Source organism: Paraburkholderia diazotrophica (assembly GCF_038900755.1).
GTDB classification, from domain to species: domain Bacteria; phylum Pseudomonadota; class Gammaproteobacteria; order Burkholderiales; family Burkholderiaceae; genus Paraburkholderia; species Paraburkholderia diazotrophica_A.
The window spans coordinates 211,797-229,166 of record NZ_JBBPEN010000010.1 but is presented as its reverse complement, the minus strand read 5'-3'; the positions used below and the strand labels follow the sequence as shown (position 1 = coordinate 229,166).

Genomic DNA, 17,370 nt, shown 5'->3' with positions numbered 1-17,370 from the left:
AGGCGCAATCGCGGATGCGAGCGCAAAGACAAAAACACCGCAATAAAAGCCGTCGCAGACAAAGCAATAAAAGAAAAAGCGGCGAATCAAAAACGACCCGCCGCCCGCAGGGCAAACAACAAAAAAACAATCAACCAGTATTCCTTAGCCCCGCCGCGATCCCGTTGATCGTCAAATGAATCCCGCGCCGAACGCGCAGATTGGTATCCCCACCCCGGTGCCGCTTCAACAGCTCCACCTGCAGGTGATTCAACGGGTCAAGATAAGGGAAGCGGTTCTTGATCGAGCGCGCGAGCAAAGGATTATCGGAAAGCCGTTCCTTCCTGCCCGTGATCTCGGAGAGCGCATTCGACGTCCGCTCCCACTCGGCGACGATGCGCTCGAACACATGCTTGCGCAGCTTCTTGTCGGTCACGAGCGCCGCATAGCGCGACGCCACCGCGAGATCCGTCTTCGCAAGCACCATGTCCATGTTGGACAGCAGATTCGAGAAGAACGGCCACGTCTTGTGCATCTTGCGCAGCAGGTTCAACCGGCGCTCACGCTCCATGTTCGAGTCCGACGCGTCGAGCCACCCGGCCACCGCGCTGCCGAAGCCATACCAGCCCGTCAGCAGCAACCGGCACTGGCCCCACGAAAAACCCCACGGAATCGCGCGCAGATCCTCGATCTTGCGTTGCTTCGGGTCCTGCAGCTTGCGCGACGCCGGCCGGCTGCCGATGTTCAGCTCGGCGATCTCGGAGATTGGCGTCGACGAGAAGAAGTAGTCGGTGAAGCCCGGCGTTTCATAGACGAGCGCGCGGTACGACGCCATCGCCGCGTCGGAGAGCGTCTGCATCGTCTCCTCGAAATCGGGCAGCTGCGCGGGCGCATTGCCGTGCGGCAGCAGCGAAGCCTCGAGCGTCGCGGCGACGACCGTCTCCAGATTGCGCCGGCCGATCTCCGGGTTGCCGAACTTGCTCGCGATCACCTCGCCCTGTTCCGTCAAGCGGATCTGGCCGTCGACGGTGCCGGGCGGCTGCGACAGGATCGCCTGATACGTCGGGCCGCCGCCGCGTCCGACCGTGCCCCCGCGGCCATGGAACAGACGCATCGTGATGTTGCGCTCGTTGAAGAGCGATACGAGCGCAAGCTCCGCGCGATACAGCTCCCAGTTCGACGTCAGGAAGCCGCCGTCCTTGTTGCTGTCCGAATAGCCGAGCATCACTTCCTGCTCTTTGCCCTGGTTCTCGATGATGGCATCGATGCCCGGCAGCGCGAGCAGGTCGCGCATGATGTGCGGCGCGTTGCGCAAGTCGGGAATCGTCTCGAAGAGCGGGATCACCATCAGGCCGGCGCGCGCCGGATCGACGGGGCTGCCGAGCGAGCCTTGCAGCAGCCCCGCTTCCTTTTGCAGCAGCATCACTTCGACGAGATCGCTCACCGTCTCCGTGTGCGAAATGATGTAATTGCGCACCGCGCGCGCGCCGAACTTCTCGCGCGTCACGCGCGCCTGTTCGAGCACGCCCAGTTCGCTCTTCACGAGATCCGAGTACTCGACATACGGCGAGCGCAACAGGCGCGGCTGCGACAGCTCCGCGAGCAGCACGCGAAGTTTGTCCGCTTCGGGCAGCGCGGCGTAATCGCTCTCGACGCCCGCGCGGCGCAGCAGCTCGGCGATCACCGCTTCGTGAATGTCGGAGCTTTGGCGCAGATCGATGCTCGCGAGATGGAAGCCGAACACTTCGGCCGCGCGCGTCAACGGCGACAGGCGCGGGGTCGCGAGCGAAGCGCCGTGATGCTCGGCGAGCGACTCGATCAGCACATGCAGATCGCGCACGAACTCGGACGCGTCGCCATACGGGATCGCGCGAATCTTCGGCACGCCGGGGCCCGCGCTGCGCACGGGCACGACGCCTTCACCCAGACGCACGCGCGCGCTCGCGGCAAGGCGCGTGTAGATGCCGATCAGCGCGCGCCGGTACGGCTCGTCGGTGCGGTGCGGCGAGTGATCGGGCGAGGCGTCCGCGAGCGCCTTCACGCCATCGCTAGCGCCCGCCAGCAGATTCGACACCGACAGCTCCGCCCCGAGCTTGTGCACCTGCTCCAGATAGTGCTCGAAGATCACCGCGGCCTGGCGCGTGATCGCGTTTTCGAGCGTTTCGCCCGTGACGTTCGGATTGCCGTCGCGGTCGCCGCCGATCCAGCTGCCCATCTGGAAGAAGGACGGCAGGCGCGCGTCGAGGCCGTGCTCGACCAGCGCTTCTTCGATATCGGCGTAGAGCGCGGGAATTTCTTCGAGAAACGTCGCGCGGTAGTACGACAGCGCGTTTTCGATTTCATCGGCGACGGTCAGGCGCGAATCGCGCAGCATGCGCGTCTGCCACAGCGACGTCACGCGCGCGCGCAGCAGCAAGTCGTTCTGCAGGCGCTCGCGCGCCGTCAGCGGCTGGTCGCGTTCGGCGAGGAGCCGCGCGATGTCGTGCTGCGCGTCGAGAATGCTCTTGCGCTGCACTTCCGTCGGGTGCGCCGTCAGCACGGGGACGATCAGCGCGTCGTTGAAGAACTGCTGCAAAACGGGCGTCGCGGCGGCGTTCGCTTCGACGAGACGGTCGAGCGCGTGCGCGACCGTGCCCGGCTGCGACGTCGAGCCGGCCAGATCGTGGATGCGGTGCCGGCGGTTGCGATGGCGGTCCTCGGCGATGTTCGCGAGATGCGAGAAGTAGCTGAACGCGCGCACGACGCTCACCGTCTGCTCGGGCGACAGCGCGCGCAGTTTCTTTTCGAGCGTCTGCGCGGCGACGCTGTCGTCCTCGCGGCGAAAGCGCACTGCGTGCTGGCGAATCGTCTCGACCACCTCGAACACTTCGTCGCCTTCCTGCTCGCGCACCACGTCGCCGAGCAGCCGCCCCAGATAGCGGATGTCCTCGAAGAGCGGCTGGTCCTTGTCCTCGCGCGTGCGGGCGTTGTCTTTCAGCGGCGCGGCCTGCTGCTTGCTGGCGCCGTTGTTCTTGATTCGTTTCGACACGCTGTTGGCGGCCGCTTCGGCCGCCTTGGTCTTCGTGGATTTGCCGGTTTTGCCGGATTCGAGGGCTTGCGTTGCTTTCAGGGCCTTTGCGGCCTTGACAGCCTTGACGGCGGAAGCGGCCGATGCGGCGTTTGCAGCGTCGGGCGAGGCAGTGTTGCGGCGGGCAGGGCGCGCCGATCCGGAAGACGTCACGATGTTTCCTCAGGAAAGCCAGGGTCTAAAGAATGTGGACTGCAACTTCGGTTACTGCGGGGAACTGCGCTAAAAGCCTGTCAACGATGCGGCGCGCGATGGAGGAAGGGCCGGTTGCGCGTGCTGCACCGCATTAGATGATCGCGCATGCGGCGCATCGACGCGCGAACGACCGTGCTCGGGCTTCGGGCGGCCACGCGAGTCACGAATCGATACGGCTCATGGAGCAGTTCGCGCAGACACCGTGCGCGAACCCGTCTCCTCCGTCGAACTGCTTCGGCATGGCCGTGTGGCCAGCGAGAGGTTGCCGAAGCGCGTGCTAACATTGTTTGTTATTACATCCCGTCGTTCAATGACTCAAACAATGAATTCCGAGACGCTTGCGCTCACGCCGCCCACTACGCTCGTCATCGCGTCGCGGGAAAGCCGCCTCGCAATGTGGCAGGCCGAGCACGTGCGGTGTGCGCTGCACAAATTATATCCATCTTGTGACGTAAAAATCCTCGGAATGACGACACGCGGCGATCAGATTCTCGATCGCACGCTGTCAAAGGTCGGCGGCAAGGGTCTGTTCGTGAAGGAACTGGAGAACGCGCTCGCCGACGGCCGCGCCGACCTCGCCGTTCATTCGCTGAAAGACGTGCCGATGGAACTGCCCGAAGGCTTCGCGCTGTCCACCATCATGGAACGCGAAGACCCGCGCGATGCGTTCGTCTCGAACCAGTACGACACGCTTGCCGCGCTGCCGCCCGGCAGCGTGGTCGGCACGTCGAGCCTGCGCCGCGAAGCGATGCTCCGTACGCGCTATCCGGAACTTGTAGTGAAGCCGCTGCGCGGCAATCTCGATACGCGGCTCGCCAAGCTCGATCGCGGCGATTACGCGGCCATCATTCTTGCCGCCGCCGGGCTGAAGCGCCTCGGTCTCGCCGGACGCATCCGTTCGCTGCTCGACCCCGCCGACAGCCTGCCCGCCGCAGGGCAGGGCGCGCTCGGTATCGAGATTCGCGCGGACCGCGCGGACCTCGCCGCGTGGCTCGCGCCGCTGCATCACGAGCACACGGCCGCCGCCGTCGAAGCGGAACGCATGGTGTCGCGCGCGCTCGGCGGTAGTTGCGAAGTGCCACTCGCGGCCTACGCGACCTGGCATGATGGCGCGCTGCATCTGCGCGGCATCGTCGCGACGCCCGACGGGCAGCGCGTGCTCTCCGCGCAGGCCTCGGCGCCCGCGCCGACCACGGTCGCCGCGCTCGAACTCGGCCGCGAAGTCGCGAGCCAGCTCGCGGCGCAGGGCGCGATGGACATCGTCCGCGCGCTCAGCACGGCGAGCGGGCCGGCGGCTGGCCCGGCGAATGCCCCGTGATGGCGGCCGGCTCGAACCCGACATCCGCTGATTCCCCGTCGACGGACGGCGCAGGCCGGTCGCGCGGCTCGCACCTGACCGTCGTGCTGACGCGGCCGGCGGGACAGTCCGACGCGCTCGCCAAGCTGCTGCACGACGCGGGCGTCGCGACCATCGAATTTCCGCTGATCGAGATCGCGCCTGCGGACGACGAAGCCCCGCTGCGCGCGGCGCTCGCGTCGCTCGACCGGTACGCGCTCGTCGTGTTCGTGTCGCCGAATGCCGTCGATTACGCGTTCGCGCGTCACGACGCGATCTGGCCGCACGCGTTGCCCGTCGGCGTCGTCGGTCCGGGCAGCGTCGCGGCGCTCGCGAAGCACGGCGTCGAAGCGCCCGCGTACACGGTGATCAGCCCGGGCGCTGGCGCCGACGACAACGACGGCGCGCGCTTCGACTCGGAAGCGCTGTACGCGGCGCTCGAAGGGTCGCTTGGCGACAGCGCGTTCGAAGGCAAGCGCGTGCTGATCGTGCGCGGCGACGGCGGTCGCGAATGGCTCGCCGACCGTCTGCGCGAAGCGGGCGCCGAAGTCGAGACCGTCGCGGCTTACCGGCGGCTCGTGCCTGAGCCGTCGATCGGCGCATGGTCGCGCGTTCATGCGCTGCTGTCGGGCGAATCGAAGACGCAGCACGCGTGGCTCGTCACGAGCTCCGAAGGCGTACGCAATCTCGGCGAACTCGCGAACGACCATCTGACCGTCGGCGAGCGGGCACAACTGAAACGCGCGATGTTCGTCGCGCCCCATCCACGCATCGCAGAAACCGCGCGGGGATTGGGTTTTGATAGCATTACGGTGTCCGGTGCGGGCGATGAACGTATCGCGCGCACGCTGTTGTCCCTCGCTGTTCCTTCCGAAGTTCAACCGGTCCAGTCCAACCCGGCACAAGAACGCATGACTGATACCAACGCATCCACGAATCCCACGCCCAACTCCGCGCCGCGGCCCGCCACCCCGCTGCCGCCGAATCAGCCCTTTACGCCTTACGAAATGCAGCAACCGAAACGCGGCAAGGGCACGGGGCTGCTCTGGGTCGTCATCGTGCTGGTGCTCATCGTGGCCGTCGCGGGCGGCCTCGCGCTGAACCGCAGGGTGATCAAGCTCGATCAGCAGCTGTCGCATCGCCAGCAGGCCAACGACGCATCGACGGCCGAGTTGCGCGTGAAGACGGAACAGGCCGTCGCGACCGTGCAGACCGCCAACGCGCAGATCGCGCAGCTCGAAGGCAAGCTCGCCGATGCGCAGAACGCGCAACAGGCGCTGCAGCAGCAATACGCGGATCTCGCGCGCAACCGCGACGACTGGACAATGGCCGAAGTCGGCCAGATGCTGTCGAGCGCCAGCGAGCAGTTGCAGTTGACGGGCAACACGCAGCTCGCGCTCTTCGCGCTGCAAAGCGCCGACACGCGCCTCGCCGCCTCCGATGGCGCTCAGGTGATGGCCGTGCGCAAGGCGATCGCGCAGGACATCGACAAGCTGAAGTCCGCGCCTTCGACGGATCTGACGGGCCTCGCGATCAAGCTCGACAACGCGATCGACCAGGTCGACCAGTTGCCGCTTTCCGGCGAGGCGCCCATCGCGCACGCGACGCCGCGTGCAGCCGAGCCGAAGGATGTCGACCGTGTCGCGGCCGCGACGGGCGAGCCGAAGTGGAAAGTGTGGTGGAACCAGTTCGTGACGGGCATCGGCCAGCAGCTGACCAGTCTCGTGCAAGTGCGCCGCCTCGATCACGCCGATACGATGCTCGTGTCGCCGGATCAGGGCTACTTCCTGCGCGAGAACCTGAAGCTGCGTCTGCTGTCGGCGCGACTGGCGCTGCTCGCGCGCAACCAGACCACGCTCAAGTCCGATCTCAATGCTGCGGATGAGGCGCTCGCGCGTTACTTCGACGCGTCGTCGAAGAAAGTGCAGACCGCGCGCGATCTCATCAAGGAAGTCGATCAGGGCTCGGGAGCCGTCGAAGTGCCGAACCTGAATATGAGCCTGCAAGCCGTGCATCAATACCGGAACCGGGGTTAATCATGGCGCTGCGTGGACTTCTCTGGCTCGCATTCCTGTTCGCGATCGCCGTCGTGCTTGCGCTCGTCGGGCGCTTCGACACCGGCCAGGTGCTGCTCGTCTATCCGCCGTATCGCGTCGATATTTCGCTGAACCTGTTCGTCGTCGGCCTGATCGTCGCGTTCATCGTGATGTATATGCTGCTGCGCATCGTGCGCAACATCTGGAGCATGCCGCGGCGCGTGGCCGCGTACCGCGCGCGTCAGCGCGTCGCGAAGGCGCATTCGGCGTTGCGTGACGCGATCGCGAATCTGTATGCCGGGCGCTTTTCGCGCGCCGAAAAGGCCGCGCGCGATTCGCTCGCGAATCCCGACAACAAGGGCGCGGCGGGCCTGATCGCGGCAAACGCCGCGCACCGGATGCACGAGTATGCGCGCCGCGACGAATATCTCGCGCAGATCGATGCGGCCGACTGGCAGGATGCGCGTCTGATGGCGACGGCGGACATGCGCGCCGATGGCCGCGATGCCGATGGCGCACTGCTCGCGCTCACCGAAATGCAGTCGCAGGGCGGCCGCCGCATTCACGCGCAGCAGATCGCGCTGCGCGCGCAGCAGCAGTTGAAGAACTGGGGCGAAGTGCTCAAGCTCGTGAAGACGCTCGAAAAGCGCGAGGCGATTCATCCCGCCGTGGCCGTGCGTCTGCGTCAACTGGCGGCGGAAAACCTGTTGCGCGATCGCCGGCACAATGCCGACGCGCTGCTCGAACTGTGGCATTCGCTGACACCGACGGAGCGCCATTCGCCGCGCCTCGCCGATCTCGCAGCCGAGCTGCTGGTCGCGCTGAACCGTCCGCAGGAAGCGCGCAAGATCGTCGAGGACGCGCTCGCGCAGAACTGGGACGCGCGCCTCTTGCGCCGCTATCCGGATACGACGGGCGGCGATGCGCTGCCATTGATCCAGAAGGCCGAAGGCTGGCGCAAGGAGCGCCCCGACGACGCCGATCTGCTGTTCACGCTGGGCCGTTTGTGCCTGCATCAGCAGTTGTGGGGCAAGGCGCAATCGTTCCTCGAACAGGCGCTCAAGCAAGCCGACAACGAGACGCTCAAGATCCGCTCGCACCGCGCGCTCGCGCGTCTGCACGAACAGCTGGGCGATGCGTCGAAGGCAAGCGAGCACTATCGCGAGAGCGCGCTGGCGATGAATATCGTCTGATGCGCTGAACGGCTCGGGCCGCAGATAGGGCCGATAGGGCGGACAGCGCAGATAAAAAACCCTCGGTGACGGCTCGGTCACCGAGGGTTTTTTCTTGCGTGAAGCGTCGAGGGCGGCGCGCGCCTACTTGTTCACGAGCCGCGCGGGCACGCTGATCGCAAGCAGTCCGCCGAGAATCATGAACGCCGCGAGCATGTACATGCCGGAGTCGGTGGTGGAGGTGATCTGCTTGAGCCAGCCGACCGCATACGGACTCAGGAAGCCCGCGAGATTGCCGATCGAGTTGATCATCGCGATGCCCGCCGCCGCGCCCGTGCCCGCGAGGAAGGATGTCGGCAAGCTCCAGAAGAGCGGCAGCGTTGTGATGATGCCCATCGTCGCGAGCGTGAGCGCGGCCATCGCGAGCGTCGTGTCGTGCGCCCAGACGACGGACAGCACGAGGCCGAGCGCGCCCGCGAAGCCCGGCAGCGCGACGTGCCAGCGGCGCTCGCGCGTGCGGTCGGCGCTGCGCGCGACGAGCACCATCGCGATCACGGCGGCGGCGAACGGGATTGCCGAAAGCAGGCCGATCATGAACGCGTCGGTGACGCCCGTCGACTTGATGATCGTCGGGAGCCAGAAGCTGACGCCGTACAGTCCCATCACGAACGAGAAGTAGATCAGGCTCATCAGCAGCACGCGCGGGCTCATCATCACCTTGCCGACGGAGTGATCCTCTTTCGTCGCCTCTTCGGCGGCGATATTCCGCTCGAGCAGTTCGCGCTCCTGGTCCGTCAGCCACTTCGCCTTCGAGATGCGGTCGTCGAGCACGACGAACACCAGAATGCCGACGATCACGGACGGTATGCCTTCGAGCAGGAACAGCCACTGCCAGCCATGCCAGCCGTTCGCGCCATTGAACGCCTTCAGGATGTAGCCCGAGATCGGTCCGCCGACGACGCCCGAAATCGCGATGGCCGTCATGAACCAGGTCGTCATGCGGCCGCGCCGATGCGCCGGATACCAGTAGGTCAGGTACAGGATGATGCCGGGGAAGAAGCCCGCTTCCGCGAGACCGAGCAGAAAGCGCATCACGTAGAACATGGTGGGCGTGGTGACGAACATCGTCAGCATCGAGATGATGCCCCACGACACCATGATCCGCGCGATCCACACCCGCGCGCCGACGCGGTGCAGGATGATGTTGCTCGGCACCTCGAAGATGAAATAGCCGATGAAGAAGATGCCCGCGCCGAAGCCATAGACGGCGTCGGAAAGACCCAGGTCGGTGCTCATGCCGAGCTTTGCGAAGCCGACGTTCACGCGATCCAGATACGCGACGACATAGCTGAGCATCAGAAGCGGCGTCAGACGCCAGGCGACTTTCCTGTAGGTCGCCTCTTCGAAAGAAGGCGCGCCTGCGCCGGGATGGTGAAGCGGATTCGCTGGACTGGACACGCGTGTCTCCTATCGACCAGCGTTGGCGCTTTGGCGCCTTACGCCGGTCCTATGTAAAGCTCGTTATTGTGGAAATGACGTACCGCCGTTCGCGATTCTAAACGTTCAATACGCGCCGAAAAGCCGCCTGACGTCGGGGAAAACACCGAGTTTTCAACGACTAACGCGTCTATCGCGGCACGTCGGCGGCACGTCGGCAGTACGGCGGCAGTACGGCGGCGATGCGCCGCGCGGCGTGCGCCCGCGCATGGCCCGAACGCACGGCGCGGAAGCACACTGCACGTGCCGCCGGACGTGCCGCTACACGCAGCGTCCGCCGTCCACTTCGAGACACACGCCCGTGATGAACTCCGCTTCGTCCGACGCGAGATAGAGCGCGGCGTTCGCGATGTCCTGCGGCGTCGAGAGTCGGCCGAGCGGAATGCCCGCCAGAAACTTCTGCCGGTTCGCCGGCGTGTCTTCGACGCCCATGAATTCCGTCAGCAGGCCCGTCTCGCCCATCACCGGGTTCACGCAGTTCACGCGAATACGGTCCGGCCCGAGCTCGACGGCAAGCGCCTTGCTCGCGACGATCACGGCGCCCTTGCTGCCGTTGTACCAGACGAGGCCAGGGCGCGGCCGCACGCCCGCCGTCGACGCGATGTTGACGAACACGCCGCCGCCTTGCTCGCGGAAGTACGGGACGAATTCGCGCACGCTCCAGTAAATGCTCTTCACGTTGACGGCGTACACGCGGTCGAACTCGGCTTCCGTGACTTCGAGCACCGGCTTGTTCCGATGCGTGGTGCCCGCGTTGTTGACGACGATCTGCACGCTGCCGAAGTCTTCGATGGCGGCGGCGCGCAACGCGCTCCAGTCGTCCGCGCGCGTGACGTCGCCCGCGACGGCAATCGCCTTGCCGCCCGCGAGCGCGATCTCGCTCGCGACGCGCTCGGCCGCCGGACCGTTCAGATCGTTGACGACGACGTTCGCGCCTTCGCGCGCGTACGTCTTCGCGATGCCTTCGCCAAAGCCCGAGCCGCCGCCTGTGACGATGGCCGTTTTGCCTGTCAGCCGCATGATGTCTCCTCTGTCAATGGGAGTCAGGGCTGTGGCCCTGACTCCCGGTCCATGAAAGATGGTTGCTGTTGTTGTGCGAATCGTTTGGCGTTGTTTGGCGCTGTACGTCAGCCGTGTCTGATTGCGATGGTTTTCAGCACCGTGAAGCCATACAGCGCTTCGAAGCCTTTTTCGCGGCCGTGGCCCGAATGCTTGACGCCACCGAACGGCAGCTCGACGCCGCCGCCCGCGCCATAGTTGTTGATGAACACCTGCCCCGAACGCACGCGTCTCGCGATGCGCAACTGGCGTGCGCCGTCGCGCGTCCAGATGCCCGCGACAAGCCCGTACTGCGTGCCGTTGGCGAGCGCGAGCGCTTCGCCTTCGTCGGCGAACGGCAGCGCGGCGAGGACTGGGCCGAACACTTCCTCGCGCGCGAGCCGGTGCGTGGGCGGCACGTCGCGCAGCAAAGTGGGTGCCTGATAGAAGCCGTCTTCCGGCGCTTCCGCGATCACTTCGCCGTGCGCCGCCATCGGGATGCTGTCATGCTGCGCGTCCGACAGGAAGTCCCATACGCGGCGCTGCTGCTTCGCGCTGATCAGCGGTCCGCAGTCGAGATCGGCGTGGGCCGGGCCGACGCGCAACGCATTGAACGCGGTCGCGAGCCGGTCGAGCAGCGGCTCGTAGATGCTCCGCTCGATCAGCACGCGGCTGCCCGCCGAGCAGGTCTGCCCGGCGTTCTGCACGATCGCGCTGACGAGCGTGGGCAGCGCGGCGTCGAGGTCGGCATCGGCGAAGACGATTTGCGGCGACTTGCCGCCCAGCTCCAGCGTGACGGGCACGTGGTTTTCGGCGGCCATTTGCGTGACGAGCTTGCCCGTTTCGGGCGAGCCGGTGAACGAAATGTGATCGATGCCGGGATGGCGCGCGAGGGCCGCGCCTGCTTCGTGTCCGTAGCCCGTCACGACGTTGAGCGCGCCCGCCGGCAGGCCCGCTTCGGCCGCGAGTTCGGCGACGCGCAGCACCGAGAGGCACGCATCCTCGGCGGGCTTCACGACGCACGCGTTCCCCGCCGCGAGCGCCGCGCCCACGCTGCGCCCGAAGATCTGCATCGGATAGTTCCACGGCACGATGTGGCCCGTGACGCCGTGCGGCTCGCGGATCGTGAAGACGGTGTAGCCGTTCTGGTAGGGCAGCGTTTCGCCGTGCAGCTTGTCGGCGGCGCCCGCATAGAACTCGAAGTAGCGCGCGAGCGCGGCCGCGTCGCCGCGCGCCTGCTTGAGCGGCTTGCCCGTATCGCGCGCTTCGATCTGCGCCAGTTCTTCGTGGCAGGCGGCGACGAGCATCGACAGCCGGTACAGCAGACGGCCGCGCTCGGCTGCGCTGGCGGCGCCCCATGCGCCGTCGTATGCGCGGCGCGCGGACTGGACGGCGGTATCGATGTCGGCGGCCGTGCCGCGCGCGAGCGTGGTGAACGGCTGGCCGTCGGAGGGATCAATGACGGGGATGGTCTCGCCGCCCGATGACGCGGCCCATTCGCCGCCGATGAAGTGTTTCGCTTCTTCCACACATGCTCCTTGCCTGAGGCGACAGAGGACGATCAACGAAAAAACGGGACAGCGGACGACGATAGCCTTGCGCGCGCGTGACGGGCACAACGGAACCGTCGATAAGGACTGGCAGCGCGCGATGCATGGCGCCTGAAGACGGACGCCGACGAAGGACGCCGGCACTACGTGCACCGCGGCGAACGGAAGCCGCCAGTCGTCGAACGATTATCGCGCCGATCGCCACGAGGGTGTCATTAGCCGATTGGCTATAATGGCGCATTCCGCAGTGTCCGGGTTGCGGCGCCGCGTTCCGTAGCGCGAACGCAGCGCGCGCCGCGCGCCATCTTTCACATTTCATCCTGATCAGAGAGCGCCATGAGCTTCAATCACGTCCCCCCTGGTAAAGACCTCCCGCAAGACTTCAACGTCATCATCGAGATTCCGGCGCAAAGCGATCCGGTGAAGTACGAGGCCGACAAGGAACTGGGCATGCTCGTCGTCGATCGCTTCATCGGCACGGGCATGCGTTATCCCGCGAACTACGGCTTCATTCCGCAGACGCTGTCGGGCGACGGCGATCCCGTCGACGTGCTGGTGATCACGCCGTTCCCGCTGCTGGCCGGTTCCGTGGTGCGCGCTCGCGCGCTGGGCATGCTGCAGATGACGGACGAATCGGGCGTCGATGCGAAGCTGATCGCCGTGCCGCACGACAAGATCTGCCCGATGACGGCGGACCTGAAGTCGATCGACGACGTGCCGCAATACCTGAAGGATCAGATCAAGCACTTCTTCGAGCAATACAAGGCGCTCGAGAAGGGCAAGTGGGTGAAGGTCGAAGGCTGGGCGGGCGTCGATGCCGCCCACAAGGAAATCAGCGAAGGCGTGGCGAACTACAAGAAGTAATCTGTACGCTGAAAATCTGCTGGCACAACGCTCCTTCGGGAGCGTTTTGTTTTTGGGCGGCGACGCGGCGCGCCCTTACTGCGGACGCACTGTCGCGAGCCGCGTGCCGGCGAACGGGTCCTGGCGCCAGTCGACGGTCGGGCGAGCCGCCGGTTTGGAGCGCGTCGCGCGCTTCTCGACGGCGAAGTGCTCCATCGACTGACCGGCGCTGACAGCCTGGCTCAGCCATTGCGGCAGATTCCCTTTGCCGTCCCACGTATCGCCGGAAGCGCTGCGAAAACGCGCCGACTTCTGACGCGTGCGCTCTTCGGCCAGTGCAGCCGCGAGATCGGTGACCTTGATGCCGACTTGCGCCATGCGGCGGCGCAGATACGCAATCATGCTGTCACGCTTACGCTCGTCCATTTGCTTTCCCCTTGAGGTGTCTGCCAGGTAAAGGCATCGCGTCCGTATTGATTCGGTGTGGGGAAGTATGCTTTCCGGCCAAATGCGCGTCGAGACGCGATTGTTGAAAACACTGTTGCTGCGTGGACAACGGCGCGGGTCGTGAATACGGATCAGGCTTCCTCGGCGTCCGGCGCCTCTGCTTCGCTCAGCGCCGGCAGCACGGATTCGAGCGTCCGCATGCCTGACGCCAGCTCCCGCTTCTGCGCGGGCAAGAGCTGCTTGACGCGGTATTCGGCCCGCAATGCGCTCGACCGGTCGGCGAGTTCGAACGACGCGAGCAGGCGCACGGGCTTGCGCGAGCGCGTGTAGCGCGCGCCCGTGCCGTTGCAGTGCTTGTCGAAGCGCGCCGCGACGTCGGTGGCGATGCCCGTGTAGACGCTGCCGTCCGAGCATTCGATCAGATACAGAAACCACGGCATCGCGCGGGCCTAGTCCTTGAACGGGTTGTGTTCGCGCAGTTCGTCGACGTACGCGTGGATGTGATTCTTCTCGCTGTCGAGAAACCGCGCGACGGCATCCGAGAACGCCGGATGCGCGAGCCAGTGCGCCGAGCGCGTGACAGTCGGCATGAAGCCGCGCGCCATCTTGTGCTCGCCCTGCGCGCCGCCTTCGAACACGCCGAGCTTCTGCTCGATGCAGAATTCGAGCGGCTGATAGTACGCGGTCTCGAAGTGCAGGCACGGCACGTGTTCGAGCGCGCCCCAGTAGCGCCCGTAGAGCGTGCCGCCCGCATTCGCGCCGTCGCGCTGATAGACGACGAGCGAACTGGCAATCGGCTTGCGCTCGTATTCGGCGATCACGAGCATCAGGTTCTCGGGCATCGACGCGCCGATCATCCGGAAGAAGTCGAGATTCAGATACGGACTCGAAAAGTGCTCGCGGTACGTCTGCCGATAGCACTTGCTGAAGAAGCGCCATTCGGCGTCGCTGATGTCTTCGCCCTGCACGCGGCGAAACGTGATGCCCGCGTCGCGCACCTTGCGGCGTTCGGCGCGGATGTTCTTGCGCTTCTTCTGTTCGAGCGTCGACAGGAACTCGTCGAAGTCGCGGTAGCCTTCGTTGATCCAGTGGAACTGCACGCCTTCGCGCTGCATCATGCCGAGGTCCGTCAGCATCCGCGCTTCCGTCTCGGTGGGGAAGAGCACATGCAGCGACGACACGTCGGCCTGCTCGGCGAACGCGACCAGCGTGGCGGCGAGATGGCGCAGCGCGTGCTCGTCGGCGGCGATGAGGCGCGTGCCCTGCACGGGCGTGAACGGCACCGCGCACAGCAGCTTCGGATAGTAGGGCAGGCCGTTGCGCTTGTACGCGTCGGCCCATGCCCAGTCGAACACATATTCGCCGTACGAGTGGCCTTTTGCATAGACGGGCGCGGCCGCGGCCAGCTTGCCCGTGCGCGGATCGGTCAGCGTGACGAACTGCGGCGCCCAGCCCGTATCCGCGACGGCGCATTGCGTCGCGTGCAGCGCGCTCAGGAATTCGTGGCGCAAGAAAGGCGTCGGTTGCGCCTGCTGGCTGAGCAGCGCGTTCCACTCGGCGGCATCCACTTCGAGCGGCGAAGCGAGAATGCCCGCGCGGTAATCAAAACGTTCCTGGTTCAATCTGTTCGACCGTTGGCGATACTGTTGGCGCGCTCGCGTGGGCTCGCGGCCCGGCAGGACGGGGTGAAGCCGGTGCTGCGCGCGCGGGACCCGTTCGCCTTGATGCAACGACGATTCGATGACAAGGCGCTCACTCCACCGCGTCACCGCGGCGCGACGAACGGCCATGTTAATGCAAATGCGTGCGCGAAGTGCGCGGCGTGGTCGTCGCAGCGGGTGCGGCGATTGCGCGAACGCTTGCGCGCACGCGATCGAGACCTGGAATGCGCTTACCGCTTATCATCTACGCTGTTCGACAGCAGCCATATCGCGTGACCGCTTTGTCGTCCGGTCGGTTCGAGCGGTTCGATCCGCTCGATTCGTTCAATTGGCCGACGCACGCGCCGAAGGAATCTCTGACATGAAAGGCAATTTCTTTAACCTGTATTCGCATCGCTTTGCGCGCGTCGCAGTGGGCGTGCCGCGCTGCCGGGTGGCCGACCCCGCCTTCAACGCCGACGAGACGCTCAAGCTCGCGCGCGAAGCCGCGGCGAAGGGCGCGGCGCTCGTCGCGTTTCCCGAACTCGGCCTGCCCGCTTATACCTGCGACGATCTCTTTCATCAGGGCCCGCTGCTCGATGCATGCAAGACAGCGCTGGCAAAGATCGTCGATGCGTCGAAGAAGCTGTCCGCCGCGCTGATCGTCGGCATGCCGCTGCAGGTGGACCACAGCCTGTTCAACTGCGCGGTGGTCGTCGCGCGCGGCGCCGTATTGGGCGTGGTGCCGAAGAGCTATCTGCCGAACTACGGCGAGTTCTACGAAGCGCGCCAGTACACGCCCGCCGACAGCGCCGTCGCGCGCGAGATCGACCTGCTCGGCGAGCGCGTGCCGTTCGGCGCGTCGCTGCTGTTCGAGCTGACGGACGTGCCCGACTTCCGCTTTCACGTCGAGATCTGCGAGGACGTGTGGGTGCCCGTTCCGCCGTCGTCGTTCGCGGCACTCGCGGGCGCGACGGTGCTCGTGAACCTGTCGGCGTCGAACATCGTGGTCGGCAAGTCGGGCTACCGGCATCAGCTCGTCGGCCAGCAGTCGGCGCGCTGTCTTGCGGCGTATCTGTACACGTCGGCGGGTCGCGGCGAATCGTCGACGGACATGGCGTGGGACGGCCAGGCGTTGATCTGCGAAAACGGCGAGATGCTCGCCGAGTCCGAGCGCTTTCTCGACGACTCGCACATGATCTTCGCGGACGTCGATCTCGAGCGGCTCTCGCACGAACGCATGCGGCAGACGACGTTCGGCATGTCGGTGCAGCGTCACAAGGAAGAAGTGGCGAAATTCCGGGTCGTGCGCTTCGCGATCGATCACGATACGTCGCGCGCATTGCCGATCGAGCGCAAGATCGAGCGCTTCCCGTACGTGCCTGCCGATACGCGCCGCCGCGACGAACGCTGCAACGAGGTCTACAACATCCAGGTGCAGGCGCTCGTGCAGCGGCTGTCGGCGTCGGGTATCCAGAAGGTCGTGATCGGCGTGTCGGGCGGGCTCGACTCGACGCATGCGCTGCTCGTCTGCGCGAAGGCAATGGACCGTCTGAAACTGCCGCGCACGAACATCATCGGCGTGACGATGCCGGGCTTCGCGACCAGCGAGCGCACGCTGAAGCAGGCGCGCGAGCTGATGGAAGTGATCGGCTGCACATCGATGGAAATCGACATCCGGCCGAGCTGCGAGCAGATGCTGAAGGACCTCGGCCACCCGTATTCGGCGGGCGAGGCGAAGTACGACATCACGTTCGAGAACGTGCAGGCGGGCGAGCGCACGAACCATCTGTTCCGCCTCGCCAATTTCCACAACGGCATCGTGATCGGCACGGGCGATCTGAGCGAGCTGGCACTCGGCTGGTGCACGTATGGCGTCGGCGATCACATGTCGCACTACAGCGTGAACGCGAGCGTGCCGAAGACGCTGATCACGCATCTCGTGCGCTGGGTCGCGGAAACGGGCGCGATCGGCAAGAGCGGTTCCGGCACGCTGCTCAACATTCTCGCCACTGAGATCAGCCCCGAACTGGTGCCCGGCAAGGCGGCGGGCGCGATTGAACAGAAGACCGAGTCGTTCATCGGGCCCTACGAGTTGCAGGACTTCAACCTGTACTACATCCTGCGCTACGGCTTCGCGCCTTCGAAGGTCGCGTACCTCGCGCTGCACGCATGGCGCGACAAGGAGAAGGGCGGCTGGCCGGAAGGCGCGCACGTCGCGCGCAACGAGTACGACCTCGCCGCGATCAAGCGCAATCTCGGCATCTTTTTGTGGCGCTTCTTCAAGACGAGCCAGTTCAAGCGGAGCTGCGTGCCGAACGCGCCGAAGGTCGGCTCGGGCGGATCGCTGTCGCCGCGCGGCGACTGGCGCGCGCCGAGCGATTCCGAAGCGACTGTCTGGACCGATGACCTTGCAACGGTTCCGGACAAAGCCGCCTGAAATCCGTCGTTATCTGCCGCCGCGTGTGCGCCGATGCACGCGGCGTCGTGCCCATGCTGGCAACGTGTGCAGCGCGGCGTAGAATCTAACGCATCTGAATCTTCCTTTTTCGAACCGAGACGAGGCCTGC

The 17,370-nt window shown here is 65.7% G+C and carries 13 protein-coding genes; 6 read left to right on the top strand and 7 right to left on the bottom strand.

What is annotated here, in order from left to right:
- Positions 1 to 130: 130 nt before the first annotated feature.
- Positions 131 to 3,199 carry a phosphoenolpyruvate carboxylase gene (ppc, locus tag AABE10_RS28015; protein WP_428983399.1) on the bottom strand — a complete coding sequence of 1,023 codons (3,069 nt, stop codon included), beginning with the start codon at positions 3,197 to 3,199 and terminating at the stop codon, positions 131 to 133.
- Between the two features lie 364 nt (positions 3,200 to 3,563).
- Here ppc and hemC point away from each other — a divergent pair, with 364 nt between their 5' ends.
- From hemC to AABE10_RS27995, 3 genes are read left to right on the top strand one after another with little or no spacing between them, the layout of a single operon-like run.
- Complete coding sequence (hemC, locus tag AABE10_RS28005; RefSeq protein ID WP_342936454.1) at positions 3,564 to 4,559, top strand: hydroxymethylbilane synthase; 996 nt, start codon at positions 3,564 to 3,566, stop codon at positions 4,557 to 4,559.
- The gene (hemDX, locus tag AABE10_RS28000) at positions 4,559 to 6,613 is read left to right on the top strand and encodes a fused uroporphyrinogen-III synthase HemD/membrane protein HemX (RefSeq protein ID WP_342936529.1); all 2,055 of its coding nucleotides are present in this window, start codon (positions 4,559 to 4,561) and stop codon (positions 6,611 to 6,613) included. Before hemC ends, hemDX begins: the two co-directional genes overlap by 1 nt.
- A 2-nt stretch (positions 6,614 to 6,615) precedes the next feature.
- Positions 6,616 to 7,806, top strand: coding sequence for a heme biosynthesis protein HemY (locus tag AABE10_RS27995; protein ID WP_342936453.1), 1,191 nt, complete (start codon positions 6,616 to 6,618; stop codon positions 7,804 to 7,806).
- Between the two features lie 123 nt (positions 7,807 to 7,929).
- Here the strand turns inward: AABE10_RS27995 and AABE10_RS27990 are convergent, their stop codons facing one another.
- The 3 genes from AABE10_RS27990 to AABE10_RS27980 all read right to left on the bottom strand — a co-directional run bounded on the left by AABE10_RS27990 (position 7,930) and on the right by AABE10_RS27980 (position 11,849).
- Entirely contained in the window at positions 7,930 to 9,243 is a 1,314-nt protein-coding gene (locus AABE10_RS27990; protein WP_342936452.1) for an MFS transporter, read from the bottom strand.
- A gap of 300 nt (positions 9,244 to 9,543) precedes the next feature.
- Entirely contained in the window at positions 9,544 to 10,302 is a 759-nt protein-coding gene (locus AABE10_RS27985) for an SDR family oxidoreductase (protein ID WP_342936451.1), read from the bottom strand.
- Between the two features lie 107 nt (positions 10,303 to 10,409).
- Positions 10,410 to 11,849: an aldehyde dehydrogenase family protein gene (locus tag AABE10_RS27980; RefSeq protein ID WP_342936450.1), complete on the bottom strand. Its 1,440-nt coding sequence runs from the start codon at positions 11,847 to 11,849 to the stop codon at positions 10,410 to 10,412.
- A gap of 357 nt (positions 11,850 to 12,206) precedes the next feature.
- Here AABE10_RS27980 and ppa point away from each other — a divergent pair, with 357 nt between their 5' ends.
- Positions 12,207 to 12,734, top strand: a complete 528-nt coding sequence (gene ppa / locus AABE10_RS27975; protein ID WP_087734441.1) for an inorganic diphosphatase — start codon at positions 12,207 to 12,209, stop codon at positions 12,732 to 12,734.
- A gap of 75 nt (positions 12,735 to 12,809) precedes the next feature.
- Here the strand turns inward: ppa and AABE10_RS27970 are convergent, their stop codons facing one another.
- The 3 genes from AABE10_RS27970 to AABE10_RS27960 form a co-directional block, all read right to left on the bottom strand.
- Entirely contained in the window at positions 12,810 to 13,139 is a 330-nt protein-coding gene (locus AABE10_RS27970; protein ID WP_342936449.1) for an H-NS family nucleoid-associated regulatory protein, read from the bottom strand.
- Between the two features lie 152 nt (positions 13,140 to 13,291).
- Positions 13,292 to 13,600, bottom strand: a complete 309-nt coding sequence (locus AABE10_RS27965) for a GIY-YIG nuclease family protein (RefSeq protein ID WP_342936448.1) — start codon at positions 13,598 to 13,600, stop codon at positions 13,292 to 13,294.
- A 9-nt stretch (positions 13,601 to 13,609) separates the two neighbouring features.
- On the bottom strand, positions 13,610 to 14,782 hold the full coding sequence (locus AABE10_RS27960; protein ID WP_342936447.1) for a GNAT family N-acetyltransferase: 1,173 nt from the start codon (positions 14,780 to 14,782) through the stop codon (positions 13,610 to 13,612).
- Between the two features lie 63 nt (positions 14,783 to 14,845).
- On the opposite strand from AABE10_RS27960, the gene AABE10_RS27955 reads away from it, so the two are divergent.
- Positions 14,846 to 15,097, top strand: coding sequence for a hypothetical protein (locus AABE10_RS27955; protein WP_342936446.1), 252 nt, complete (start codon positions 14,846 to 14,848; stop codon positions 15,095 to 15,097).
- Between the two features lie 85 nt (positions 15,098 to 15,182).
- Positions 15,183 to 17,240, top strand: a complete 2,058-nt coding sequence (locus AABE10_RS27950) for an NAD(+) synthase (RefSeq protein WP_342936445.1) — start codon at positions 15,183 to 15,185, stop codon at positions 17,238 to 17,240.
- Positions 17,241 to 17,370 lie beyond the last annotated feature (130 nt).

Bases quoted from the DNA above. Each gene is read 5' to 3' on its own strand.
- AABE10_RS27950 (WP_342936445.1), top strand. From the start codon at position 15,183: ATGAAAGGCAATTTCTTTAACCTGTATTCGCATCGCTTTGCGCGCGTC.
- AABE10_RS27965 (WP_342936448.1), bottom strand. From the start codon at position 13,600: ATGCCGTGGTTTCTGTATCTGATCGAATGCTCGGACGGCAGCGTCTAC.
- AABE10_RS27985 (WP_342936451.1), bottom strand. From the start codon at position 10,302: ATGCGGCTGACAGGCAAAACGGCCATCGTCACAGGCGGCGGCTCGGGC.
- hemC (WP_342936454.1), top strand. From the start codon at position 3,564: ATGAATTCCGAGACGCTTGCGCTCACGCCGCCCACTACGCTCGTCATC.
- hemDX (WP_342936529.1), top strand. From the start codon at position 4,559: ATGGCGGCCGGCTCGAACCCGACATCCGCTGATTCCCCGTCGACGGAC.
- AABE10_RS27970 (WP_342936449.1), bottom strand. From the start codon at position 13,139: ATGGACGAGCGTAAGCGTGACAGCATGATTGCGTATCTGCGCCGCCGC.
- AABE10_RS27995 (WP_342936453.1), top strand. From the start codon at position 6,616: ATGGCGCTGCGTGGACTTCTCTGGCTCGCATTCCTGTTCGCGATCGCC.
- ppa (WP_087734441.1), top strand. From the start codon at position 12,207: ATGAGCTTCAATCACGTCCCCCCTGGTAAAGACCTCCCGCAAGACTTC.